General features: G+C 62.7%; 24 protein-coding genes. 10 read left to right on the forward strand and 14 right to left on the reverse strand.

Annotated features, from left to right (window positions below; genetic code table 11):
- Positions 1-14: 14 nt before the first annotated feature.
- Complete coding sequence (gene pheT, locus AMC88_RS01495; RefSeq protein ID WP_012482316.1) at positions 15-2,438, forward strand: phenylalanine--tRNA ligase subunit beta; 2,424 nt, start codon at positions 15-17, stop codon at positions 2,436-2,438.
- Positions 2,439-2,491: 53 nt separating this feature from the next.
- On the opposite strand, the gene AMC88_RS01500 is transcribed toward pheT, so the two are convergent.
- Together AMC88_RS01500 and AMC88_RS01505 are read right to left on the reverse strand one after the other, a co-directional pair.
- Positions 2,492-2,851 (reverse strand): nuclear transport factor 2 family protein, encoded by a 360-nt coding sequence (locus AMC88_RS01500; protein WP_004673863.1) that lies wholly within the window; start codon positions 2,849-2,851, stop codon positions 2,492-2,494.
- 90 nt (positions 2,852-2,941) lie between these two features.
- Positions 2,942-3,937, reverse strand: a complete 996-nt coding sequence (locus AMC88_RS01505) for an aldo/keto reductase (RefSeq protein ID WP_064824699.1) — start codon at positions 3,935-3,937, stop codon at positions 2,942-2,944.
- A 180-nt stretch (positions 3,938-4,117) separates the two neighbouring features.
- On the opposite strand from AMC88_RS01505, the gene AMC88_RS01510 reads away from it, so the two are divergent.
- On the forward strand, positions 4,118-5,026 hold the full coding sequence (locus AMC88_RS01510) for a LysR family transcriptional regulator (RefSeq protein WP_012482318.1): 909 nt from the start codon (positions 4,118-4,120) through the stop codon (positions 5,024-5,026).
- A gap of 26 nt (positions 5,027-5,052) precedes the next feature.
- Here AMC88_RS01510 and AMC88_RS01515 read toward each other — a convergent pair whose 3' ends face one another.
- On the reverse strand, positions 5,053-5,550 hold the full coding sequence (locus AMC88_RS01515; protein ID WP_012482319.1) for a YciE/YciF ferroxidase family protein: 498 nt from the start codon (positions 5,548-5,550) through the stop codon (positions 5,053-5,055).
- A gap of 145 nt (positions 5,551-5,695) precedes the next feature.
- Here AMC88_RS01515 and AMC88_RS01520 point away from each other — a divergent pair, with 145 nt between their 5' ends.
- A complete protein-coding gene (locus AMC88_RS01520; protein WP_012482320.1) occupies positions 5,696-6,313 on the forward strand; it encodes a hypothetical protein in 618 nt (205 codons plus the stop codon).
- On the opposite strand, the gene AMC88_RS01525 is transcribed toward AMC88_RS01520, so the two are convergent.
- On the reverse strand, positions 6,303-6,746 hold the full coding sequence (locus AMC88_RS01525) for a GNAT family N-acetyltransferase (RefSeq protein ID WP_012482321.1): 444 nt from the start codon (positions 6,744-6,746) through the stop codon (positions 6,303-6,305). The genes AMC88_RS01520 and AMC88_RS01525 overlap by 11 nt on opposite strands.
- Complete coding sequence (locus tag AMC88_RS01530) at positions 6,743-7,705, reverse strand: aldo/keto reductase (protein WP_012482322.1); 963 nt, start codon at positions 7,703-7,705, stop codon at positions 6,743-6,745. Before AMC88_RS01530 ends, AMC88_RS01525 begins: the two co-directional genes overlap by 4 nt.
- A gap of 235 nt (positions 7,706-7,940) precedes the next feature.
- Between AMC88_RS01530 and AMC88_RS01535 the strand changes: the two genes are divergently transcribed.
- A complete protein-coding gene (locus AMC88_RS01535; RefSeq protein WP_012482323.1) occupies positions 7,941-8,927 on the forward strand; it encodes a Gfo/Idh/MocA family protein in 987 nt (328 codons plus the stop codon).
- Between the two features lie 3 nt (positions 8,928-8,930).
- On the opposite strand, the gene AMC88_RS01540 is transcribed toward AMC88_RS01535, so the two are convergent.
- Complete coding sequence (locus AMC88_RS01540) at positions 8,931-9,305, reverse strand: GtrA family protein (protein ID WP_064824700.1); 375 nt, start codon at positions 9,303-9,305, stop codon at positions 8,931-8,933.
- The gene (locus AMC88_RS01545; RefSeq protein WP_012482325.1) at positions 9,302-10,309 is read right to left on the reverse strand and encodes a glycosyltransferase; all 1,008 of its coding nucleotides are present in this window, start codon (positions 10,307-10,309) and stop codon (positions 9,302-9,304) included. The genes AMC88_RS01540 and AMC88_RS01545 overlap by 4 nt, the downstream gene beginning before the upstream one ends.
- Before the next feature lie 158 nt (positions 10,310-10,467).
- On the opposite strand from AMC88_RS01545, the gene AMC88_RS01550 reads away from it, so the two are divergent.
- A complete protein-coding gene (locus AMC88_RS01550) occupies positions 10,468-12,315 on the forward strand; it encodes a hypothetical protein (RefSeq protein WP_012482326.1) in 1,848 nt (615 codons plus the stop codon).
- A gap of 28 nt (positions 12,316-12,343) precedes the next feature.
- On the opposite strand, the gene AMC88_RS01555 is transcribed toward AMC88_RS01550, so the two are convergent.
- The gene (locus AMC88_RS01555; protein ID WP_029531670.1) at positions 12,344-12,586 is read right to left on the reverse strand and encodes a hypothetical protein; all 243 of its coding nucleotides are present in this window, start codon (positions 12,584-12,586) and stop codon (positions 12,344-12,346) included.
- Between the two features lie 286 nt (positions 12,587-12,872).
- Here AMC88_RS01555 and xseA point away from each other — a divergent pair, with 286 nt between their 5' ends.
- Together xseA and AMC88_RS01565 are read left to right on the forward strand one after the other, a co-directional pair.
- A complete protein-coding gene (gene xseA / locus AMC88_RS01560) occupies positions 12,873-14,453 on the forward strand; it encodes an exodeoxyribonuclease VII large subunit (protein ID WP_012482328.1) in 1,581 nt (526 codons plus the stop codon).
- 2 nt (positions 14,454-14,455) lie between these two features.
- Positions 14,456-15,046 carry an NAD(P)H-dependent oxidoreductase gene (locus AMC88_RS01565; protein ID WP_012482329.1) on the forward strand — a complete coding sequence of 197 codons (591 nt, stop codon included), beginning with the start codon at positions 14,456-14,458 and terminating at the stop codon, positions 15,044-15,046.
- Here the strand turns inward: AMC88_RS01565 and AMC88_RS01570 are convergent, their stop codons facing one another.
- Positions 15,047-15,544: a MarR family winged helix-turn-helix transcriptional regulator gene (locus tag AMC88_RS01570; RefSeq protein ID WP_012482330.1), complete on the reverse strand. Its 498-nt coding sequence runs from the start codon at positions 15,542-15,544 to the stop codon at positions 15,047-15,049.
- Between the two features lie 83 nt (positions 15,545-15,627).
- Between AMC88_RS01570 and AMC88_RS01575 the strand changes: the two genes are divergently transcribed.
- Complete coding sequence (locus tag AMC88_RS01575; RefSeq protein WP_012482331.1) at positions 15,628-16,539, forward strand: EamA family transporter; 912 nt, start codon at positions 15,628-15,630, stop codon at positions 16,537-16,539.
- Here the strand turns inward: AMC88_RS01575 and AMC88_RS01580 are convergent.
- Complete coding sequence (locus AMC88_RS01580) at positions 16,487-17,740, reverse strand: aminopeptidase (RefSeq protein ID WP_012482332.1); 1,254 nt, start codon at positions 17,738-17,740, stop codon at positions 16,487-16,489. The two genes, AMC88_RS01575 and AMC88_RS01580, sit on opposite strands and share 53 nt — an antisense overlap.
- A 130-nt stretch (positions 17,741-17,870) precedes the next feature.
- Positions 17,871-18,554 (reverse strand): glutathione S-transferase family protein, encoded by a 684-nt coding sequence (locus tag AMC88_RS01585; protein WP_012482333.1) that lies wholly within the window; start codon positions 18,552-18,554, stop codon positions 17,871-17,873.
- Positions 18,555-18,662: 108 nt separating this feature from the next.
- Between AMC88_RS01585 and AMC88_RS01590 the strand changes: the two genes are divergently transcribed.
- The gene (locus AMC88_RS01590; RefSeq protein WP_064824701.1) at positions 18,663-19,106 is read left to right on the forward strand and encodes a MarR family winged helix-turn-helix transcriptional regulator; all 444 of its coding nucleotides are present in this window, start codon (positions 18,663-18,665) and stop codon (positions 19,104-19,106) included.
- Here the strand turns inward: AMC88_RS01590 and ybaK are convergent, their stop codons facing one another.
- From ybaK to AMC88_RS01605, 3 genes are all read right to left on the reverse strand, one after another.
- Positions 19,107-19,580: a Cys-tRNA(Pro) deacylase gene (gene ybaK / locus AMC88_RS01595; RefSeq protein WP_012482335.1), complete on the reverse strand. Its 474-nt coding sequence runs from the start codon at positions 19,578-19,580 to the stop codon at positions 19,107-19,109.
- Positions 19,581-19,590: 10 nt separating this feature from the next.
- A complete protein-coding gene (locus AMC88_RS01600) occupies positions 19,591-19,941 on the reverse strand; it encodes an ArsC family reductase (RefSeq protein WP_010014837.1) in 351 nt (116 codons plus the stop codon).
- Positions 19,942-20,031: 90 nt separating this feature from the next.
- Positions 20,032-21,093: a M14 family metallopeptidase gene (locus tag AMC88_RS01605; RefSeq protein WP_064823046.1), complete on the reverse strand. Its 1,062-nt coding sequence runs from the start codon at positions 21,091-21,093 to the stop codon at positions 20,032-20,034.
- A 370-nt stretch (positions 21,094-21,463) separates the two neighbouring features.
- Here AMC88_RS01605 and AMC88_RS01610 point away from each other — a divergent pair, with 370 nt between their 5' ends.
- On the forward strand, positions 21,464-22,027 hold the full coding sequence (locus AMC88_RS01610; protein WP_010023698.1) for a methylated-DNA--[protein]-cysteine S-methyltransferase: 564 nt from the start codon (positions 21,464-21,466) through the stop codon (positions 22,025-22,027).
- Positions 22,028-22,041: the final 14 nt, after the last annotated feature.

Below are 22,041 nucleotides of genomic sequence, written 5' to 3' on the forward strand. Positions count from 1 at the left end.
GGAGAATTGCAACGATGAAATTCACGCTCTCCTGGCTGAAAGAGCATCTGGAAACGGATGCCACGCTTGACGAAATCTGCACCCGCCTGACCGAGATCGGTCTGGAGGTGGAGGAGGTCGACGACAAGGCGGCGTTCAAGCCCTTCGTCATCGCAAGGGTTGTTTCGGCGGAAAAACATCCGCAGGCCGATCGCCTGAAGGTGCTGATGGTCGACACCGGTTCCGGTGCGCCGGTCCAGGTCGTCTGCGGCGCCCCGAATGCGCGCGCCGGCCTCGTCGGCGCCTTCGCCGCACCCGGAACCTATGTTCCCGGCATCGACGTGACGCTTGCCGTCGGCAATATCCGCGGCGTCGAAAGTCGCGGCATGATGTGTTCCGAAAAGGAAATGCAGATCTCCGACAATCATGACGGCATCATCGATCTGCCCGACGACGCACCGGTCGGTCAGAGTTACGCGTCCTATGCGCATCTGGACGATCCGGTCATCGAAATCAATCTGACGCCCAATCGGCCGGACTGCACGTCGATCCACGGGATCGCCCGCGATCTCGCCGCCTCCGGTCTTGGCACACTGAAGACACGGGCCGCGCCGTCCTTCGCCGTCGAAGGCGAGACGCCGGTCAAGTTGACGCTCGATCTCGACGATCCGAAGCTCTGCCCCGGCTTTTCGCTGCGCCTGGTGCGCGGCGTCAGAAACGGCCCGAGCCCGCGCTGGATGCAGCAGCGGCTCACCGCCATCGGCCTGCGCCCCATCAACGCGCTGGTCGATATCACCAATTACATGACCTTCGATCAGGGCCGGCCGATGCACGTCTTCGACGCCGCCAAGGTCACGGGCAATCTCACCGTTCGCCGCGCCAGGGAAGGCGAGACCGTGCTGGCGCTCGACCAGCGCGAATACAAGCTCGGTCCGAACAACGTCGTCATATCAGATGAAGATGGCATCGAATCGATCGGCGGCATCATGGGCGGCGAACATTCCGGCTGCGACGAAAACACCGTCGACGTGCTGATCGAATCGGCCCTATGGGACCCGATGAACATCGCCAAATCGGGCCGCAGCCTCGGCATCATCACCGATGCGCGCTACCGCTTCGAACGTGGGGTCGATCCGGAATATATGGTTCCCGGTCTCGAACGCACGACCGAACTGGTGCTTGATCTCTGCGGCGGCACGCCCGCACGGGCCGAAGTCGTCGGCTACAAGGGCTATGAGCCGAAGGTCGTCGATTTCCCCTATTCCGAGGTCAGGCGCCTGACGGGCCTGGAGGTCTCGACGGAGGAAAGCAACGCCATCCTCGCCCGCCTCGGCTTCACCGTTTCCGGCACCGGTGAGCGCGTTTCCGTCGCCGTTCCTTCATGGCGACCCGATGTCGACGGCAAGGCCGATCTCGTCGAGGAGGTGATGCGCATCCACGGCGTCGACAATATCAAGCCGGCGCCGCTCGAAAGCCATGCTGCCGTCAACGGCAGGATCCTGACGACGCTGCAGATCCGCACCCGCGCGGCCAAGCGTGCGCTCGCCTCGCGCGGCATGCTGGAGGCCGTCACCTGGTCCTTCATTCCGGAAGATCAGGCGAAGCTCTTCGGCGGCGGTTCGCCGGCCCTGAGGCTTGCCAATCCGATCGCCGCCGAAATGTCGGATATGCGCCCCTCGCTGCTGCCTGGCCTGCTGACGGCCGCCCAGCGCAATGCCGACAAAGGCTATGGCGACGTGGCGATCTTCGAAGTCTCGGGCACCTATGAGAATGACCGGCCGGACGGCCAGCGTCGCGTTGCCGGCGGCATCCGCCGCGGCACCGCCTCGCTCGCCGGAGGCGGGCGCATGTGGTCGAACGCGGTGAAAGGCGGCGGCAAACCGGTCGACGTCTTCGACGCCAAGGCCGATGCGCTCGCCGTCATCGAAGCCTGCGGCCTGCCGATGGGCAATATCCAGATCGAGCAGGGGGGGCCTGAATGGTATCATCCCGGCCGCTCCGGCACCATCAAGATGGGGCCGAAGGTGGTGCTCGGTTACTTCGGTGAATTCCACCCGCTGACGCTGGAAGCGCTTGATGTCTCCGGCGCCCTCTGTGGTTTCGAGGTTTATCTCGACGCGATGGCCGAGCCGAAGAAGAAGGCGACCCGCACCAAGCCGGCGCTGGAACTGTCACCCTTCCAGGCGGTCAAGCGCGACTTCGCCTTCGTCGTCGACAAGACGGTGGAATCGGGCGCCATCATCAAGGCTGCGACGGGGGCAGACCGCAAGCTCGTCACCGGCGTCAACGTCTTCGATATCTTCGAAGGCGCGTCTGTCGGCGAAGGCAAGAAATCGGTGGCGATCGAGGTTCAGATCCAGCCGGTCGAGCGTACGCTGACGGATGAGGATTTCGAAGCGCTGACGCAGAAGATCGTCGCGAGCGTCGCGAAGTTCACCGGCGGCGTGCTGAGAAGCTGATCCCGCCAGTCTTCGCAAAAATCAAGAACCGGTCGTTCGAGCGGCCGGTTCTTTCACGTGTGGAGATGGTAGAGTTTGCTGACGATGACCCACCGGCCGTCGATCTTCAGCAGTGAGAGATAGTCGGTAAAGCGCATTCCGGCAAAATCGTCGGTGACCTTCACGCTCGCCGCGTCACCCTCGACATCGACGCTTTGTATATCCATGAAGGGCTGCGTGCCGGGCGGAGCCGGTTCCTCCGCCAGGATCGCGGTGATGAATTCATCCCGCGTCAGCCATTCGACGGCATTCTGGTAATAGCCGATGATCGAGCTTTTTGGGTGAAAGGCCTTCTTCAAGGCTGCCGCATTGGCGAAGGCCATGCCTTCGACATAGAGATGAACCGTCTGTTCGACTGCCTGCCTGTCCGACATGTTTCCATCCCGTTCTCCGAGATGACGTTAGATAGTTTCGCCGGACCGGAAGACAAGCCCGACCGATTGCATCAGGTCGGGCTTCTTCGATTACAGATTCGTCATCGCAAGCGAGGCGTCCGAATAGCGTTTTCCCGCCACCTGTGCGGCGGGGATCGCTTCGCCGAGCTGCCGGAGCTCGGCTGCGCTGAGGCTGATATCGGCAGCGGCAGCGTTCTGTTCGAGATGGTGAAGCTTGCGGGCGCCGGGGATCGGCACGATGTCGTCGCCCTGGCTCAGCACCCATGCGAGCGCCAGCTGCGCCGCCGTCACGCCCTTCTCGGCGGCAAGCCGCTCGAGCGTCGCGACGAGGGCGGCGTTGGCGTCGAAATTTTCCGCCTGGAAGCGCGGCACCTGCCGGCGGAAATCGTCGGCGGCGAGATCGTCGGCCTTGCGGATCGCCCCTGTCAGGAAACCGCGGCCGAGCGGGCTGTAGGGCACGAAGCCGATGCCGAGTTCGCGGCAGGTGGCAAGCACATCCTCTTCGGGATCGCGGGTCCAGAGCGAATATTCGCTCTGCAGCGCTGCGATCGGATGGACCGCATGGGCGCGGCGGATGGTGGCGCTGCCGGCTTCCGAGAGGCCGAGCGCGCGGACTTTGCCTTCCCTCACCAGCTCGGCCATGACGCCGACGGTCTCCTCGATCGGCACGTTGGGGTCGACCCGGTGCTGGTAGAGCAGGTCGATGGTCTCGATGCCGAGACGTTTCAGTGAGGCCTCTGCAACCGCCCTGACATGTTCGGGGCGGCTGTCGACGCCGGCGATGGCGGCAGCGCCCGTCTGGCTGGTATCGATCTTGAAGCCGAATTTGGTGGCGATCACCACGCGGTCGCGGTGAGGCTTCAGCGCCTTTCCAAGAAGAGTCTCGTTGGTAAACGGGCCATAGACTTCGGCAGTGTCGAAGAAGGTGACGCCGAGATCGACGGCGCGATTGAGCGTTCGGATCGATTCCGCTTCGTCGCTGGCGCCATAGGCGAAGCTCATGCTCATGCAGCCGAGGCCGACGGCGGAGACGGTCAGATCATTTCCGAGTTTACGGGTCTTCATGATGGGGTTCCTTTCTGAGCTGATTTTGGCCGCTGGAGCATGATGCCGACACGTGTGAGCGATTTCGGATGACACCACGCGTCCGGAGAAATCCTTTGTTTGGCGGTACAGACCATATCGGCCACGGATCGATCAGAAAATACATGCAGTTTCTAACAAGCTGTTCTATTATTTCGATCAATGAACAGGACACAGCTCTCCCAACTCGCCGTTCTTGCCGCCGTCTCGGAGCATCGCAGCTTCCGCGCCGCGGCCCGGGAACTCCTCGTGGCGCCGTCGGCGATCAGCCATGCAATCTCGAGCCTCGAGGAAAGCCTCGGCGTCAGGCTTCTGGCGCGCACCACCCGCAGCGTCGCGCCGACCGAAGAAGGACGTCTGCTTCTCGAGAGGCTGCGACCGGCGCTGGAGGAAATCGATATTGCGCTGGAGGCGGTTCGCGACACGCGCGCCAAACCGGCCGGAAACCTGCGCATCACTGCCCCGCGCTTCGCCTCCGATATCCTGCTTGCTCCGCGCCTCGGCGATTTTCTCAACCTCTATCCCGATATCACCCTGGAGATTGCCAATGAGGACGGCTTCACCGATATCGTCAAGGAAGGCTTCGATGCCGGCCTAAGACTTGAAGAGAGTCTGGAGGCCGATATGATCGCCGTCAGGTTCTCGCCCAATCTAACGACTGTCATCGCCGCCTCGCCGGACTATTTCGAACGCCATCCGAAACCAGAGCATCCGCGTGATCTCGTCCATCATCGCTGCATCAAACGGCGCTTCACCAATGGCTCCATCTATCGCTGGGAATTCGAAAAGGACGGTCAGGAACTCGTTGTTGCCGTCGACGGGCCGCTCATTGTCAGCGAGGACCGGCTGGCTCTGCTGGCGGCACTGAACGGCGCCGGCCTTGCCTATCTCTTCGATATACGGGTGCATGCGGAACTGGCGGCCGGCAAGCTTGTGCGTGTGCTGGAGGATTGGTGCGCGCCCTATCCCGGGCCGTTTCTCTATTATCCCACTCGGCGGCAGATGCGCCCGGCGCTGCGCGCCTTCATCGATTTCTTCAGATATGTCGAGAGGGATGCGGGCGGCCGGTAGGGCAGCCGCCCGTTCTCATCGTGGCGTCAGGCAGCCTTGGCCTTCTGGTTTGCCGCGGTCGTGGCAAGCTGCGAGAGCGTCTTGTCGGTGGCCGTCTCCTCCTGCAGCGTCTGGTCGAGCAGGCTGACTATATCCTTGAGGCCGAGCGTTGCAGCCCAGGTTTTCAGCGTGCCGTAACGAGCGATTTCATAGTGCTCGACGGCCTGTGCTGCCGAGATCAGGCCGGCATCCAGCGCCGGGGTGCCTTTGAACTCCTCCATGATGTCCTCGCCTTCGGCGATGATGCCCTGGATCGCCTCACAGGTCTTGCCCTGGGCGCGCTTGCCGATCTTCTCGAAGACCTGCTGCAGGCGCTCGACCTGACCTTCGGTTTCCTCGAGATGCTTCTGGAAGCCTGCCTTCAGTTCGGAGGACTGGGCGGCGCGCGCCATCTTCGGCAGAGCGCGCAATATCTGCCGCTCGGCGAAGTAAATGTCCTTGAGCGTGTCATAGAAGAGATCTTCCAACGTCTTTTCCTTGGCCATTTTCTCGATCCTTGATTTGGGAAAGGCCGCGAACGCGGCGACACATTAAGAAGCAAGGATCGCGCAAATTGTTCCCGAGCGGTTTCGGGTGGACTGGAAATCGGCTCCGGGCAATCATCCCGCCGTTTCCTAGGGAGAAAAAATGATGCGGAAGCCGGGTTCGATGAAAGGTCTGGAGGATCTTGGCCGGGTGCGGCTATCGCGGAATTTCTTCTTCCGCGATTTCCTGCATTCCGAGATCGCCGATTTCTACCGCATCCCCAACATTCCCGAGGATCCCGACCTGGCGATCGAGGCTGGGAAGCGGCTTTGTGAGGATTTGCTGGAGCCGCTGGAGGCAACCTTTGGGCGTCTGCACATCCGCTCCGGCTATCGCTCGCCTGATGTCAACAGGTTCGGCAACGAGAACAAGCTGAACTGCTCGACCAATGCCGCCACATCAGCCCATCACATCTGGGATATGCGCGATTTCGATGGCTGCATGGGTGCCGCCGTCTGCATCGCCGTGCCGTGGATGATCGACCGCTATCGCGACGAAAGCGACTGGCAGCGGCTCGCCTGGTGGATCCACGACCACCTCCCTTATGCTTCGCTCTGCTTCTTCCCCAAGCTCTGGGCCTTCAATATCCAGTGGCACGAACGGCCGAAGCGGATCATCCAGAGCTATGTCAGCCCGCGCGGCATCCTCACCAAGCCGGGCATGACGAACTGGGCGGGCAATCATGGCGCGTTCTACGAGGGGTTTCCGCGGCTCAGAAGCTGATGCGATAGCGGATGTGGCCGTCGCTCTCGACATAGCTGTCATAGAGCGCCCGGGCCGTCTTGTTGTTTTCGCTCGTATGCAAATAAAGCCGCGACCAGCCCTCTGCCTTGCCGAGTGCGACGAGATCGTCCATCAGCGCCCGGCCGACGCCCTTGCCGCGCGCATCGGCATCGACGAACAGGTCTTCGAGATAGCAGTCCCTGCCGCGGATCCAGGTGCCCTCATGCGTGAGATAGAGCGCAAAGCCGATAATCCTGCCGTCGATCTCGGCGACGCACATCGCGATCGCGGAGGCGGGATCGAAGATCCGCCGCCACGTCTGGTCGGTGATATCGGCCTCGACGGTCACGTCGTAAAAGTCGAGATAGGCCGCCCAGAGCTGGCGCCAGCCGGCTTCGTCCTCAGGACGGGCATCGCGTATCGTCACGGTCATGGCTCTGTTCCTTCAGCGCCGGCTTCGTCGAGCAGCGCCATCGCCTCGTCGGAGAGGGACAGTGTCGCCGCTTTCGCCAGGCTTTCGAGCTGCGACAGCCTGGTGGCGCTGGCGATCGGCGCCGTCACGCCCTTCTTGCGCAAGAGCCACGCAAGCGAGATTTCCGCGGGCTTGGCGCCGGTCTCGGCAGACACCTTGTCGAGCGCTGCAAGGACACGCAGGCCCTTGGCGTCGAGATAGCGCGAGACGCGGCCTTCGCGTGCGCGGCCCGCCGTATCGGCCTTGCTGCGGTACTTGCCGGTGAGGAAGCCGGCCGCCAGGCTGAAATAGGTGATGACGCCAAGATCCTCCTCGACGCAGAGCTCTGCGAGCGGCCCCTCGAAGCTTGCGCGCTCGCAGAGATTATATTCCGGCTGCAGCACATCATAACGTGGCAAGGCGGCTTTCTCGGCGGCGTCGAAGGACGCCTGCAGCAGCGTTGCATCATAATTCGAGCAGCCGATGGCGCGAATTTTTCCCTGCTGTTTCAGCTTGGCAAAGGCACCGAGCGTTTCCTCGTGCGGCGTATCGGCATCCGGCCAGTGCGAGAGATAGAGATCGATATAGTCGGTCTGCAGCCGGCTAAGCGACGCCTCGACCGCTTTCAGAATATAGCCCGCCTTCAGCGTCTTTCCCTGACCCATGTCCGAACCGACCTTGGTGATGATGACGGCCTTGTCGCGCGAAACCGCTGATTGCTTCAGCCAGCGGCCGATGATCTCCTCGGAATCGCCGCCCTTGTTGCCCGGAACCCATGCGGAGTAGACATCCGCTGTGTCGATCGCGTTCAGGCCGGCATCGAAAAAGGCGTCGAGAATGGCGAAGGATGTTTTTTCGTCGGCCGTCCAGCCGAAGACATTGCCGCCGATGACGATCGGCGCGACCGAAAGGCCAGTTTTTCCAAGCCGACGCATTTCCATGACGCTCTCCAAAATCGTTAAGTGAGTGAAATCGCGGATACGGCAGAACGCCGCCCCGGAGCATGATGCCGAAAGTGTATGCGGTGTTCGGACGACATCATGCTCTAACGATCTGAGGTAAACTAGTGCGATCTCTGCATCCGGAAAACCAAACTTCCGTGATTTCGTGTCGCACCATTGCGCCGCAGCCAAGCCCTGAATATGGTTCGCGGACATCAGTCTGGGAGGCTTGGACATGCTGCGTTTCGGTATCATTTCGACGGCGAAGATCGGGCGCGACAATGTCGTTCCCGCCATCCAGGATGCGGAAAACTGTGTCGTCACGGCGATTGCGAGCCGGGATCTCGGGCGCGCAAGGGAGATGGCCGACCGCTTCTCCGTGCCGCACGCCTTCGGCTCCTATGAGGAGATGCTGGCTTCCGACGTCATCGACGCCGTCTATATCCCGCTGCCGACCTCGCAGCATATCGAATGGTCGATCAAGGCTGCCGATGCCGGCAAGCACGTGCTGTGCGAAAAGCCCTTGGCGTTGAAGGCCGGCGAGATCGACGCAGTGATCGCCGCGCGCGACCGAAACCGGGTGGTGGTCACGGAAGCCTATATGATCACCTATTCGCCGGTCTGGCAGAAAGTGCGCTCGCTGATCGACGAGGGCGCGATCGGCTCGCTCCGGCATGTGCAGGGCGCCTTTACCTATTTCAATCGCGATGCCGCCAACATGCGCAACATTCCCGAGCTCGGCGGTGGCGGCCTTCCGGATATCGGCGTCTACCCCGTCATGAGCACGCGATTTTCGACCGGCAAGGAGCCGCTCCGGATCCAGGCGATTACCGAGCGCGATCCGGATTTCGGCACCGATATCTATTCGAGCGTCAAGGCCGACTTCGCCGATTTCGAGCTGAGCTTCTATGTCTCGACGCAGATGGCCAACCGCCAGATCATGGTTTTTCACGGCACCGACGGCTACATCGAGGTCAAGTCGCCGTTCAACGCCAATCGCTGGGGGCCGGAAGAGATTGAACTGGCCGATCGCAGCCACAATGAATCGCGCATCTTCCGCTTCCAGGACAGCCGTCAGTACAGGCGCGAAGTCGAGGCTTTCGCTCGGGCGGTAGAGAACGGCAAGGAAGAGATCGTTACGCTCGAAAATTCGAAGCTGAACCAGAAGGTCATCGATGCGATCTATCGCGCCAGCGAGAAAGACGGCTGGGAGGCGGTCTGATAATTACGCGCGGAAGACGAAGCGCGAATAGCCGAAGAAGCTGAAGACCATTGCGGCGATACTGGCGACCACCATCGCCGCAAGCGGCTGGAGCCCGGGCAGCGAAAGCAGCAGCGCCGAATAAAGCCCGTAATTGACCAGCGCCGCCGTGATGCCGACCGAGCCGTAGCGGAAGCCTTCGGCGGCGAGCGAGCGGCCGGAGCGATCGAAGGTGAAGTTCCGGTTGAAGACCCAGGTTGACGCCATTGCGAGGGCGATTGCGATGAGCCGCGCCACGAAGGGGCCGAGCGGCGTCAGAGAAAGCAGCGCCGACAGCACACCCGCATCGACGAGGAAGCCGATGCCGCCGGCAATCGCGAAACGGATGAGCTTCTTCACGCGGCATCCGCCTTACCGCGGCCGGGACGCGACGTCGGCGCTGGCTCGCGATCAGGCAGCTTGGCCGCGCTTGGCGTCTCCAGGCTCATATAGTGGATACGCAGCTGTTCGGCGCGGGCGCGAGCGACCGAATCCAGGATGACGCCGGCGGTAAACAGCATGAAAGAGATCATCATCAGCGCCATCGACAGCACCCAGGTCGGCATGCGGCTGACCAGGCCCGTTGCGAAATATTCCGCCAGCACCGGCGTCATGAAGCCGAGGCTTGCCAGCATGAAGGCGGTGCTGATGGCGCTGAAGAAGGCGAAGGGTCGCGTCTCCTTCATCAGCATTGCGAACATCCAGAGGATCTTGCCGCCGTCGCGGAAGGTCGAAAGTTTGGAATGCGAACCTTCCGGCCGGCGGCCGTAGTCGAGCTCCAGCTCGCTGACCGGCAGCTTCAGCCGGGAGGCGTGCACCGACATTTCGGTTTCGATCTCGAAGCCGCCTGAGACAGCCGGGAAGCTCTTGACGAAGCGGCGCGAAAAGGCGCGGTAGCCGGAAAAGATATCGGTGAAATCGGGGCCGAAAATCGTCCGGTAGAGCAGGTTGAAAAGCCGGTTGCCGAGCGCATGGCCCTGACGGCCGGCATCGGCATGCACGCCGCGCCGGGTTCCCACAACCATGTCGGCGCGCTCGGTCAGAAGCGTGCGCACCAGTTCCTCGGCATCGCCGGGCGCATAAGTTCCGTCGCCGTCCGCGATGATGTAGATGTCGGCCTCGATGTCGGCGAACATCCGGCGCACGACGTGGCCTTTGCCCTGTCGCCGCTCGCGCACGACATGCGCGCCGGCCAGCATCGCCTGCAGCGCGGTCCCATCGGTGGAATTGTTGTCATAGACGTGAATCGCGGCCTCCGGCAGCGTCGCCCGGAACCCCCGCACGACAGAACCGATCGTCGCCGCCTCGTTATAGCAGGGAAGCAGGACGGCTATCTCAGGATTACCGCGGCGTGATTGGGCCATGACTCTACTCGTTACACAAAAGCCGTGCCGAGCCTAATCGCCCGGCGTTAATAAGACCCTATGACGCAGGCAAAATCGGCAGTCGCAACCAGTGTTTTACACTTTCTTGATCGGCGGAGGCTAAGGTTCGGCCATCCGGAAACGAGCCGCTAACCACGATGAACGCCGTGCAGCCGATCACCAACGCATCATCCGCGACAGATATCACGAGCGGCGGCGTCCGTGGCCTGCTGATGCGTCTGTGGCCGACAGTCATCGCCTATTGCCTCATTCTCGCCGCCGTCATCGTCGTCACCAGGCTCCACGGTGCTATCGATTACGTCGGCCCCGACAATGACGATGGCATGCGCCTCGTCGAGGTTCGCGATTTTCTCGCCGGCCAGGGCTGGTTCGATCTGATGCAATATCGTCTCGGCCTCAATGGCGGCACGCTGATGCACTGGTCGCGGTTGATCGACCTGCCGATCGCCTCGCTGATCTGGTTCCTCGGCCTGTTTGTGCCGCGTGAGACTGCCGAGGCGCTGGCGCTCGGCATCTGGCCGGTATCGCTCATCCTGCCCGCCATGCTGGCCATGGCCGTTGCCGGCAGGCGCATCGGCGGTGTTGCCGGCATGCATATCAGTCTCGGGCTGACCGCGCTCGCCATCTATACCGGAAACCGGTTCGCGCCCGGCGCCATCGATCATCACAATGCGCAGCTGGCGCTGGTCGCGACGATGACGGCGATGCTGCTGGATCCGAAGCGTCGCGGCTGGAGCTATGCGGTTGCCGGCATTGCGGCCGCCATCGCCATCGCCATCGGCGCCGAGACGACGCCCTTCGTTGCCGCCGTCTGCCTGACCGTCGCCGTTCTCTGGGCGTGGGAGGGCAAGGATTTCGCCGTCGCCGCCCAGTCCTTCGGACTTGCGCTGGCGATGACGATCAGCATCCTCTTCTTCGCAACGGTGCCGCCGCGGCTCTATTCGATGGTCACCTGCGACAACCTCTCGCTCGGTTACTACAGCCTGGCGGCGATCGGCGGCGGGCTTCTGCTGTTTTGCGCGGTGTTTGCGAGTGGGCTCGCCAGGCCGCTGCGCTTTGCGGCGCTTGCCGTCGTCGGCGCCGGCGTCCTGGGTTCGGCTGTCGTGATCGCGCCGCAGTGCCTGAGCGATCCGCTGGCCGGTCTCGATCCCATGCTGGTCGAACTCTGGCTGCGGAATGTTTCCGAGGCGAAGTCGATCTTTGCTCTGGCGCGCAGCGAGCCCTTCGATATCGGCGCCTTCTATGCGGCCGGTCTCTTCGGCATCGCCGTCTGCATCTTCCGCATCGTTCAGCGCGATCGCGTGCAGATTCACCTGGTTCTGCTCTTCCTTCTCGCCATCAGCTGGGCGATCGCGCTCGTCCAGGTGCGCGGCTCGACCTTCTCGAACCTCATCTCCATCCTGCCGCTTGCCCTGCTGATCATCGATATCAGGCGCATTTCCAACAGCGACAGCGAAAATATTGCGGTTGCACTGGTCTATGTGGTGACCGTGCTTGCGGGCGTGCCCGCCGCCTGGGGCCTCAGCGGTGGGCTCGTCTCGCTGCAGATGGAGAATGAGGCGCAGAAGAAGGCGTCGGACCCGGCAAAGGAAAAGGCTTGTGCATCCAGAGAGGCGCTGGCGCCGCTTGCCGGGCTTCCCGTCGGCCTCGTCTCCGCGCCGTCGGAAATGGGCGTCGCAATTCTCCGCTTCACGCAAAACCGGGTGCTTTCGGCCCCCTATCACCGCAATCAGGGCGGCATGCTGACGGAGCTGCATATCGGCATGGCCGAGCCGCAGGAGGCGGAAGCCTTTCTGAAAGGGGCAGGCGTCACGACGCTTGCCTTCTGCCCAAGTGATCCGCAGACGCGGCAGCTCGCGAAACTGAAGCCGGACGGCCTCTATGCGCAGCTCGGCAAGGGAAATATTCCGGCCTATCTGGAGCCGCTTCCGAAAGCGGCGGACGCGGCCGTGCAGTTCTTTCGTTATCGGCCGGCGGCGAACTGACGCCGGCGATCATCGTGATGGCAAGTCGTCAGTGGGAAACACGCGGCGCGCGAAAGCGTGCGCTGGCGTAGAGGCCAAGGACGAAGAGGATCAGGCCGCCATTATAGCCGAGAACGGCATAGAGGAACGCCAGAAGTGACACCGGCCCCGGCGAACATACCGCCGCCAACGCGAAGGTTATTCCGATCAGCGCGGCGATCAACGCGATCGCGCCGGCCGAGCGGGTTTGCCCGGCGGTGATGCCCAATGCTGCGGCTGTAAGAATAATCATTTCAGCACCTTCCCGAAGAGAACGAGGGGAAGCATAGGAAGCCCCACCTAACAAAGATTTACCGGCTATCTTGGCCGAAAAGCCTTTGTATTGCGGTGGTTAGCAATCTCTTTCGTATAAAACGCGCATTATAACTAAGCGTTCCGCAGCGAACCGGTTTTACTGATGCCGCTGTCATCACTATGCCTGCCGATCGCAGTTTCACGGCCATGCAGGCGGCATGGGAAACAGAGCCTGGGCCGATACCGCGCTTCCCGTTTGCTGCCGATGGACATAGAAAGAAGAGATGAGCAACCTCTTCGACAGCGATTCGCCGACCAACCTTGCTGAATATTCGGTTTCGGAGCTTTCCGGCTCGATCAAGCGCACCGTCGAGACGGCCTTCGACCAGGTGCGCGTGCGCGGCGAAATATCAGGCTATCGTGGGCCGCACTCATCGGGTCATGCCTATTTCGCGCTGAAGGACGATCGTGCCCGCATCGATGCCGTCATCTGGAAGGGGACCTTCTCGCGGCTGAAATTCCGTCCGGAAGAGGGCATGGAGGTGATCGCCACCGGCAAGGTCACGACCTTTCCGGGTTCCTCGAAATATCAGATCGTCATTGAGACGCTGGAGCCGGCCGGCGCCGGCGCGCTGATGGCGCTGATCGAGGAGCGCAAGCGCAAGCTCGGCGCCGAAGGCCTATTCGATGCCGCCCGCAAGAAGCGGCTGCCCTTCATGCCCAAGGTGATCGGCGTCGTCACCTCGCCGACCGGCGCCGTGATCCGCGACATCCTGCACCGCATCTCCGATCGTTTTCCCGTGCATGTCCTCGTCTGGCCGGTCAAGGTCCAGGGGGAGGGGGCTGGCGACGAGGTGGCGAATGCCATCCGTGGGTTCAATGCGCTGGAGCCGGGAGGCGCGATTGCCCGCCCCGACGTGCTGATCGTCGCGCGCGGCGGCGGCAGCCTGGAAGATCTCTGGAGTTTCAACGACGAGATCGTCGTGCGTGCTGCCGCTGAAAGCCGGATACCGCTGATCTCGGCCGTAGGCCACGAAACCGACTGGACGCTGATTGACTATGCCGCCGATGTCCGTGCGCCGACGCCGACCGGTGCTGCGGAAATGGCCGTGCCCGTCAAGGCGGAGTTGGAGGCGCAGGCCACCGCTCTGGCCGCCCGCCTGCAAGGCTGCATAAACCGGCAGATGGATCAGCGCCGCCAGTCCGTCCGTGCCCTGATGCGGGCCTTGCCGTCGCTCGATCAGCTTCTCGCTTTGCCGCGGCGTCGCTTCGACGAGGCAGCCGCCGGCCTCGGCCGCGGGCTGGAACTCAACACCATCAACAAGCGCCGGGGCTTCGAGCGCGTCGCCTCGCATCTGCGCCCTGATGTGCTCTCCAACCGCATCGCCGAGCGCCGCCAGCTTCTGAACGACCGCATGGCGCGGGCCGAACGCACCGTCGAACGCCTGCTCGACCGTTCGAAGTCCCGCATCGATCGCGCCGAGGCCATCCTCGCATCGCTGCCCACCCGGCTGAAGACGCAGACCGATCGCGGCCGCGAACGTCTCGGCAATCTCACGCGCCATGCCGATACGGCGATCCGCCACCAGCTGACGCGCGCCCGCGCCGAGCTTTCCGCACAGGATCGCGTGCTGCAGTCGCTCTCCTATAAGAACGTGCTGAAGCGCGGCTATGCCGTCATCCGCGATGAGGATGATAGGCCAGTCTCCCAGGCCGCGGCTCTCTCCGCCGGCATGGGCATCGCCATCGAATTCGCCGACGGCCGCGTCGGCGCGATGACGACGGAAGGCGGAACTCCGCCCGCCGGCGCCAAGAAGCGCAGTGCAAAACCGGCGGATCCGACGAAACAGGGAAGCCTGTTCTGACGATGCGGATCCTGCTGGTGCTTGCCCATCCGCTGCCGGACAGCTTTGCCGCTTCAGTGGCGCGCACGGCCCGCGAGGCCTTGGAAACCTCCGGCCATGTCGTCGATCTGCTCGATCTCTATGCCGAGGATTTCGATCCGCGTCTGTCCGAGGCGGAACGCCGCGCTTATTTCGACGTGCCCTACGATACCTCGGCCGTCGCCGATGCCGTGGCCCGGCTGCGGTCGGCCGATGGGCTTATTCTTGTCTTTCCGCAATGGTGGTTCAATTTTCCGGCCATCCTGAAAGGCTTCTTCGATCGCGTCTTCGCGCCGGGCGTGGCCTTCACCCATGATGCCGCCGGCGGCCGCATCGTGCCTGAGCTCACCAATATCAGGCTGCTTTATGCGTTGACGACGACGGGCTCGCCCTGGTGGGTGGTTCATCTCTATATGGGCAATCCCGTCCGCCGCCTGCTGAAGCGGGGCATTGCCAACTTCTGTTCGAAGAAGCTCGCCTTCCGCATGCTGAGCCTGCACGACATGGACCGCGCGACGGAGGCCAGGCGCAAGGTGCATCTGGAGCGCGTTCGCAAGGCGCTCGCCGCAGTCTGACTATTCGAAATCCGACAGGAGCTTCTTCAGCAGCCGATCGAACGCGGCCTTGTCCTCGGTCGTCAGATTGCGTGTCAGCCGGTGCTGGTTGGCGACATGGGCGCCGACCGCCTCTTCGACGGTTGCAAGCCCCTTTTCGGTCAGGGCGATCAGCACGCTGCGCCTGTCTTCCCGATTGAGGATGCGCTCGACGAAGCCTGATTTCTCCAACTGGTCGATGCGGTTGGTCATGGTGCCGGAGCTGACCATCGTCATCTCCAGAAGTTCGCCTGGCGAGAGCCGGTAAGGCGCGCCGGAGCGGCGAAGCGTGGCCAGCACGTCGAAAGCTGAGGTCGAAAGCCCGTGCTTCATGAGCACGGTTTCCACTTCGCGGCCGAGATGGGTGCCGAGGCGCTTCAGACGCCCGAGAATGCCCATCGGTTCGACGTCGAGGTCCGGGCGCTCGCGGCGCCATTGCGCCAGGATCCTGTCGACATGATCTTGCTTCTCTTCAACCATGTCACATCGATAGCAGGAGATATCTTGACGTCAAGATAAATTGCCATATATACTGATTTTATCTTGAAGTAGAGATTCTTGATATGAAGACAAACTCGCGATATCTCGCCGATGTGCTGATCACCGCCGTCGCGCCGGCCATCTGGGGCAGCACCTATTTCGTCACGACATCCTTCCTGCCGCATGGCTATCCGCTCACATCAGCCATGCTGCGCGCCTTGCCGGCAGGCCTGCTTCTGCTGCTCATTGTCCGCAAGCTGCCGACGGGTGTCTGGTGGGGCCGCGCCTTCATTCTCGGCGCGCTGAACTTCTCGTTCTTCTGGGCGATGCTCTTCGTCTCGGCCTATCGTTTGCCGGGTGGCGTGGCCGCCACGGTCGGCGCCGTGCAGCCGCTGATCGTCATTGCCTTGTCGCGTCTTTTTCTCGGCAAGCCGATCCGCTTCCTCGCCGTCATCGCCGGCCTGATCGGCATGTCAGGCGTGGCGCTGCTGGTGCTGACGCCGAATGCGGCGCTCGATCCCGTCGGCATTGCCGCCGGTCTCGCCGGCGCGGTGTCGATGGCCTTCGGCACGGTGCTGACCCGCCACTGGCAGCCGCCGGTCTCCAGCCTGACCTTCACCTCATGGCAATTGACCGCAGGCGGCATCCTGCTCGTGCCCGTGGCCTTCCTGCTGGAGCCAGCGCTGCCTGCGCCGACACCAGCCAATATGCTCGGCATCGCCTATCTCGGCCTGATCGGCGCAGCCTTCACCTATCTGCTCTGGTTTCGCGGCCTGTCGCGCATCGAGCCTTCGGCCGCGGCATCGCTCGGCTTTCTCAGCCCTGTCGTCGCGACCCTGCTCGGCTGGCTGGCGCTCGGCCAGAGCCTGTCGCCGGCGCAGATCGCCGGCTTCGCCATGGTGCTCGCCAGCGTCTGGCTCAGTCAGCGGACGATGATGCCGGTCAGGCCCACTCGCCCTGCCGCATCACGGGAACCCGCGAGCCATCCGGCGTGACGCCGTCGATATCGACCTTGTCCGAGCCGATCATCCAGTCGATATGGATGAGGCTGGAATTGCCGCCCTGCGCCTTGATCTGCTCCAGGCTCAAATTCGCGCCGTCGAGGAAGCACTTGGAATAGCACTGGCCGAGTGCGATGTGGCATGAGGCGTTTTCGTCGAACAGCGTGTTGTAGAACAGGATGCCGCTCGCCGAGATCGGCGATGAATGCGGCACCAGCGCCACTTCGCCGAGGCGGCGCGCACCTTCGTCGGTATCGAGCACCTTGTTCAGCACTTCTTCGCCGCGTGACGCCTTGGCCTCGACGATCCGCCCGCCCTCGAAGCGCACCTGGATATTGTCGATCAGCGTACCTTGATGCGACAGCGGCTTGGTGCTCGAAACATGGCCTTCGACGCGTAGCGCATGCGGGGTGGTGAAAACTTCCTCGGTCGGAATGTTCGGATTGCAGGTGATGCCGTTCTTTGCGGTGGAGGCGCCGCCATGCCATTCGTGCCCGTCCGCAAGGCCGACCGTCAGGTCGGTGCCCGGTCCCTTGAAATGCAGCGACGCGAAGCGCTCGCCGTTAAGCCAGGCGGAGCGCTTGGAGAGATTGGCATTATGTTCGGCCCAGGCGGCGATGGGGTCGTCCAAATCGACGCGCGAGGCGGCAAAGATCGCTTTAGCGAGCTTGGCGATCGCGATCGGTTCAGGATCGTCGGAAAAGACCACCCTTGCCCAGGACGGATTGGGATAGGAAACGATGTTCCAGTTGATGTCGAAATTGGCGATCTTCTCCAGCGCCGGCTTATAGGCGGTGGAGTTGGCGCGATTGGCCCGGCCGACCTTCCCGGCGTCCTGCTCGGACAGCAGCAAAGGATTGTCGCCGGCGACCGCAAGACGGGCCGCCCCGTTGGCATAGGCCTTGGCCATGCCCTCATAGAGCCAGTCGGAGGCGCGGTCGAAACTCTCGTCGCTGCCGTATTGATAACGCGAAAGCGTCGTTTCCTCGTCGGAATAAAAAGCGCTCACCAGTCCGGCGCCGGCCAGATAGGCGTGCTTGGTGATCAGGCGCACGAGCGGCAGCGCCACGACCGGCGCCGTGATCACCAGGTCCTGGCCCTTCTGCAGCCGAAGGCCAACCTTGACGGCGACTTCCGCAAGCTTCTCCAGCTTGACGGGATCAACGGTGTTCTGGCTCTGGGGCATGAAAGTCATTGGTTCAACCTGCCTTCTGTGATCGACGGTGGAGGCTGGCAGACTTAGACCCGTTTGCGGCGAAAATGAAGCACCCGCCGCCGAATGATGCGGCCGGACCCGAGCCCGGCCGCATGCGAGGGGAGGCTCTTCAAGCAGCCACGGATGGCCTGAGCAGGATGGAGTTATGGGTCTTGAGGAACTGCATCAGCCGCTGCGGATAATCCTCGCCGACGGCGCTTTTGGCGCTTGCACGCTCCGCCAGCGCCTTGCGCCAGCGCCTTACGCGCTCCAGCCCGTCAAATATGCCGCTGTCGCCGAGCGTGTCGAAAAGATCGAAATAGCGGAAGACCGGCGCGAAGACAGCATCGACAAGGCTGAAGCTGCTGCCGGAAAAATACGGTCCGTCCGCCAGCGCGCCTTCGATCGTCGTGAATTTGGCAATGAGGGCCGCGCGCTTGACGTCGAGTTGGAGCCTGTCCTCCGCCGTTTCATAGCCCCAGAGATCGGAAAGCACGGACGAGCCGAATTCCATCCATCCGCGGTGGCGCGCGCGCGTCAGCGGATCGGCGGGATGCAGGGCGGCGCCAGCTTGCGTTTCCTCCAGATACTCGCAGATCACGCTGCTTTCGAACAATACGGTCTCGCTGCCGTCCGCTTGCTCGATGCGCAGCAACGGCACCTTGCCGAGCGGCGAGATTTCCAGGAACCAGTCCGGCTTGTTGGCAAGGTCGATGGTGATGCGCTCGAAAGGCACATTCTTTTCGAACAGTGCGATCGCGGCGCGCTGCACGTAGGGGCAGAGGTGATGACTGATCAATGTCAGCTTGCTCATGGTGGTCTCCTGGCGCTCAAACGCGGTTCAAACTATTGGTGACGAAAGTAGATGCAGATGCATATAATAGCTATTGCGCCGCTGTTCAAGTTAAATGTAATTGCATCTATGTCCGAGAAGCCCCCGACCCCGAGCAACGCCGTCACCGGCGCATGGATCCACATCATGCGCGCCCGCGACCGTCTGCTCGCCGCGATCGAAAGCGATTTCAAGGCGGCAAAAATGCCGCCGCTGTCCTGGTATGACGTGCTTTGGGAACTGGCGAGGTCAGAGGACAAGCGGCTGCGTCCTTATGAGATCGAAGAGCGGACGCTGCTCGCACAGTATAATCTTTCCCGCCTCGTCGACCGGTTGGAAAGGGAAGGCATGGTCCTCCGCGAGACCTTCGACGAGGATGCACGCGGCCGCTGGGTTGTCATCACCGATGCCGGGCTGCAGCTGCGCGAGCGCATGTGGACGGTCTACGCCAAATCTATCGAGGCGAATATCGGCTGCAGGCTCAGCGAAAGCGAGGCAAACAGCATCTCGGCCTTGCTCGCGCGTTTCCTGTGATCAGGCGATCAATGGCGCGCGGACGGCCTTCAACACCGCCAGCGCATCCTTCGGGGCGAGCCGCACCTGCAGCCCGCGCTGGCCGCCATTGAGATAGACGAGCGGCTCGGCAAGGGCAGCCTCCTCGATCGCCGTCGGCACCGTCTTCTTCTGGCCGAAGGGGCTGATGCCGCCGACATGATAGCCTGTCAGCCGCTCGGCATCCGCGGGCTTCATCATATTAGCCGACTTGCCGCCAAAGGCGCTGGCGAGTTTCTTCATGCTGACTTCGCGATCCGACGGCACGACGACGCAGACCGGCTTGCCATCCACCTCCGCCATCAGCGTTTTCAGCACCCGGTGGGGTGCTTCGCCGAGCGCTTCGGCCGCCTGCAGTCCGACGCGCTCGGCGCCGGGGTCGTAATCATAGGTGTGGATGGTGAAGGCGATGCCGGCCTGGGAAAGAACCTGTGTCGCGCGCGTGGTCTTGGACATCGGGCACCCGTCAGCCGTCGAATGTGCCGGCATAAATTTCCGGTTTGAAGCCGATGAGCAGCTTGCCGCCAGCCTCCAGAATCGGCCGCTTGATCATCGACGGCTGCTCGCGCATCAGCGCGATCGCCCTCTCTCGGGTCAGATTCTGACGCTCGGCATCGGGTAGTTTGCGGAATGTCGTGCCGGCGCGGTTGAGTACGGTGTCGAGGCCGGCCTGGTCGATCCAGGCTTCGAGACGGGCGCGGTCGATGCCGAGCGCCTTGTAGTCGTGAAATTGATAGGCGACCTCGTGTTCTTCCAACCAGCTGCGGGCCTTCTTCATCGTGTCGCAATTCTTGATGCCATAAATGGTGACGGCCATGACCGAACGATCTCCCTATGATGCCAACGGGATAGCATGTGCGAGGGCAAGCGCAAACGCCGAGCGGCATTTATCCCCGGCAGCACCTGCTCAACTCTCCAGCGTGCCGGCCTTGCGCTCGGTCTTGCTGGGCTTGGCGCCGACGATCTTCATCAGGTCGCCGCGCCGGCGCACCAGCCGATCCGAGGTCCGGGTCAGGACCAGCCCATCCTGCGGCGCATGCAGGTCGATGCTGCCATCAGGCTGCCCCGGCCGGGTGACGATCGTCGCCAGAAACTCGCCTTCCGCAACCCTGTCGCCGATCGTGCGATGGAAGAGTACGGCGCCGCCTTCGGGAGCGCGGATGATCTCGACATTGTCGAGCGGTACGGCCGGACCGGAAAAGGCGGCCGTCGTCACCGCTTCGTCCCTGACGATCCCGCGTGCCGCGAGGAAACGCCAGAGCCCCTCCGCATCCTGCTTTGCCAGCACCGGATCGACGTCGCGCTTGCCGCGCAGCTCGACCGTGACCGACAGTTTGCCGGGCAGGCGGGATTGCCGCTCGCCGGGAATTTCATATTTCCATGCGAAGCCGACGGCTTCCTCGAAGGCCGAGCTTTCGCCGTCCGAAAGCAGCACGGCTTCCATGTCGAGCGCAGCGGCAAGATCGGCCGCCTCCGGCCAGAAGGCCTCGTCGATATAGGCATATTGCAGAGATTCGTCGTCGCAATGCAGGTCGAGCACGAGATCGGCGCCGAGCGCCATATGCAGGAGCTGCCGCTTCAGCCTGTCGGTAGCGGGATAATCGTCTAGGTCATCGATCAACATCATCCGGTCGGCGATGGAGATCAGCGGGAAATCCCGGTTGAAATTGGTGCGGGAGCCGAGATCGAAACGGCCCTGCAAGTCGCCGAAGTGCGATTGTGCTGCGCCGATCGGATTGGCCTGCGGCACGATGGTGATGTCACCCAGGATTCCACCCTGGTCTTCCGCCTGCCTCAGCCGTTCGCAGAGGAAATGTAGGAGCGCCGTTCCCGGCAGTTCGCCGGCATGAAGGGCCGCCTGGATATAAATATTGGGCGCCTTCGGATCGCGACCGGCAAAGCGCAGCACGGGCAGCCGCCACTGCGTTCCCGGTGTATCGCCCGGGATGATGATCTCTGAAACGTCCATGCTGTCTTCGCTCCGCATTTGCCGTCCGAATGGTTTTTCCAGCTTTATGCGCGGATAGCCGGCAAGCGCAAGCCTCATCGGGACGGCACTCTCAGCAGCGGAATGGCCAGTGATCGATGATGTGCTACTCGGTTTTCGGGAACGGTGTCGCCGCTCCGGCTTGCACCGAACGCCCACGCCGATTTGGCCATGCTCGAAATCGAAGGAAATCTGGTTGATGGCAAACCTCGTCGTTCCGAAACGCTAGGATAGATGCATCGGTCAGGTAGAGCGTGCAGAACAAAAAAAGAACGCGACACGCAAGAATCGGGTTGAAACAGCGACCGTCCCGTACGATTTTGGGGGCAATCGAAAACGCGGAGGCTGTGGCATGGCCCAGACGATCCATCACTATTGCATCTTCGAAACCGCAGGCGGTTTCTGCGGTATCGCCTGGAGCGACGCCGGCATCGCCCGCTTCCAGCTGCCGACGAAAACCGCAGAGGCGACCGAGCGGCTCTTGCTGCGCCGTCTGCCTGATGGCGAGGCCGGTGTGCCGACGCCCGATGTGCTCGCGACCGTGGCGGCGGTGAAGCGCTACTTCCAGGGCGAGGAGACGGATTTCTCCGGCGTCGAACTCGATCTTGCCGGGCAGGATGGCTTCTTCAGGGAGATTTATGCAGCGGCAAGGCGTGTCGGCTGGGGCCACACGACCACCTACGGCGCGCTGGCGAAAGAGCTTGGCGCCGGGCCGGAAGCGGCCCGCGAGGTCGGCCAGGCGATGGCGAAGAACCCCGTCGCGCTGATCATTCCCTGCCACCGGGTGCTGGCGGCCGGCGGCAAAATCGGCGGCTTCTCCGCGCCCGGCGGTTCGTCGTCGAAGACCCGCATGCTGGAACTCGAAGGCGTCAACCTCGCCCCGCCGCCGCCCGCCCAGCAGTCGCTGGGGTTTTAGGCGGCGAGGACAGC

It is taken from the genome of Rhizobium phaseoli, assembly GCF_001664385.1.
Taxonomy (GTDB): domain Bacteria; phylum Pseudomonadota; class Alphaproteobacteria; order Rhizobiales; family Rhizobiaceae; genus Rhizobium; species Rhizobium phaseoli.

What these genes read in the sequence shown, in the direction of transcription:
- AMC88_RS01530 (WP_012482322.1), bottom strand. Translation starts at nt 7,705, where the DNA reads ATGGAAATGCGTCGGCTTGGAAAAACTGGCCTTTCGGTCGCGCCGATC.
- AMC88_RS01505 (WP_064824699.1), bottom strand. Translation starts at nt 3,937, where the DNA reads ATGAAGACCCGTAAACTCGGAAATGATCTGACCGTCTCCGCCGTCGGC.
- ybaK (WP_012482335.1), bottom strand. Translation starts at nt 19,580, where the DNA reads ATGTCCAAGACCACGCGCGCGACACAGGTTCTTTCCCAGGCCGGCATC.
- AMC88_RS01535 (WP_012482323.1), top strand. Translation starts at nt 7,941, where the DNA reads ATGCTGCGTTTCGGTATCATTTCGACGGCGAAGATCGGGCGCGACAAT.
- AMC88_RS01605 (WP_064823046.1), bottom strand. Translation starts at nt 21,093, where the DNA reads ATGGACGTTTCAGAGATCATCATCCCGGGCGATACACCGGGAACGCAG.
- AMC88_RS01600 (WP_010014837.1), bottom strand. Translation starts at nt 19,941, where the DNA reads ATGGCCGTCACCATTTATGGCATCAAGAATTGCGACACGATGAAGAAG.
- AMC88_RS01565 (WP_012482329.1), top strand. Translation starts at nt 14,456, where the DNA reads ATGCGGATCCTGCTGGTGCTTGCCCATCCGCTGCCGGACAGCTTTGCC.
- AMC88_RS01525 (WP_012482321.1), bottom strand. Translation starts at nt 6,746, where the DNA reads ATGACCGTGACGATACGCGATGCCCGTCCTGAGGACGAAGCCGGCTGG.
- AMC88_RS01555 (WP_029531670.1), bottom strand. Translation starts at nt 12,586, where the DNA reads ATGATTATTCTTACAGCCGCAGCATTGGGCATCACCGCCGGGCAAACC.
- AMC88_RS01590 (WP_064824701.1), top strand. Translation starts at nt 18,663, where the DNA reads ATGTCCGAGAAGCCCCCGACCCCGAGCAACGCCGTCACCGGCGCATGG.
- pheT (WP_012482316.1), top strand. Translation starts at nt 15, where the DNA reads ATGAAATTCACGCTCTCCTGGCTGAAAGAGCATCTGGAAACGGATGCC.
- AMC88_RS01580 (WP_012482332.1), bottom strand. Translation starts at nt 17,740, where the DNA reads ATGACTTTCATGCCCCAGAGCCAGAACACCGTTGATCCCGTCAAGCTG.
- xseA (WP_012482328.1), top strand. Translation starts at nt 12,873, where the DNA reads ATGAGCAACCTCTTCGACAGCGATTCGCCGACCAACCTTGCTGAATAT.
- AMC88_RS01515 (WP_012482319.1), bottom strand. Translation starts at nt 5,550, where the DNA reads ATGGCCAAGGAAAAGACGTTGGAAGATCTCTTCTATGACACGCTCAAG.
- AMC88_RS01500 (WP_004673863.1), bottom strand. Translation starts at nt 2,851, where the DNA reads ATGTCGGACAGGCAGGCAGTCGAACAGACGGTTCATCTCTATGTCGAA.
- AMC88_RS01570 (WP_012482330.1), bottom strand. Translation starts at nt 15,544, where the DNA reads ATGGTTGAAGAGAAGCAAGATCATGTCGACAGGATCCTGGCGCAATGG.
- AMC88_RS01520 (WP_012482320.1), top strand. Translation starts at nt 5,696, where the DNA reads ATGCGGAAGCCGGGTTCGATGAAAGGTCTGGAGGATCTTGGCCGGGTG.
- AMC88_RS01510 (WP_012482318.1), top strand. Translation starts at nt 4,118, where the DNA reads ATGAACAGGACACAGCTCTCCCAACTCGCCGTTCTTGCCGCCGTCTCG.
- AMC88_RS01585 (WP_012482333.1), bottom strand. Translation starts at nt 18,554, where the DNA reads ATGAGCAAGCTGACATTGATCAGTCATCACCTCTGCCCCTACGTGCAG.
- AMC88_RS01610 (WP_010023698.1), top strand. Translation starts at nt 21,464, where the DNA reads ATGGCCCAGACGATCCATCACTATTGCATCTTCGAAACCGCAGGCGGT.
- AMC88_RS01575 (WP_012482331.1), top strand. Translation starts at nt 15,628, where the DNA reads ATGAAGACAAACTCGCGATATCTCGCCGATGTGCTGATCACCGCCGTC.
- AMC88_RS01550 (WP_012482326.1), top strand. Translation starts at nt 10,468, where the DNA reads ATGAACGCCGTGCAGCCGATCACCAACGCATCATCCGCGACAGATATC.
- AMC88_RS01545 (WP_012482325.1), bottom strand. Translation starts at nt 10,309, where the DNA reads ATGGCCCAATCACGCCGCGGTAATCCTGAGATAGCCGTCCTGCTTCCC.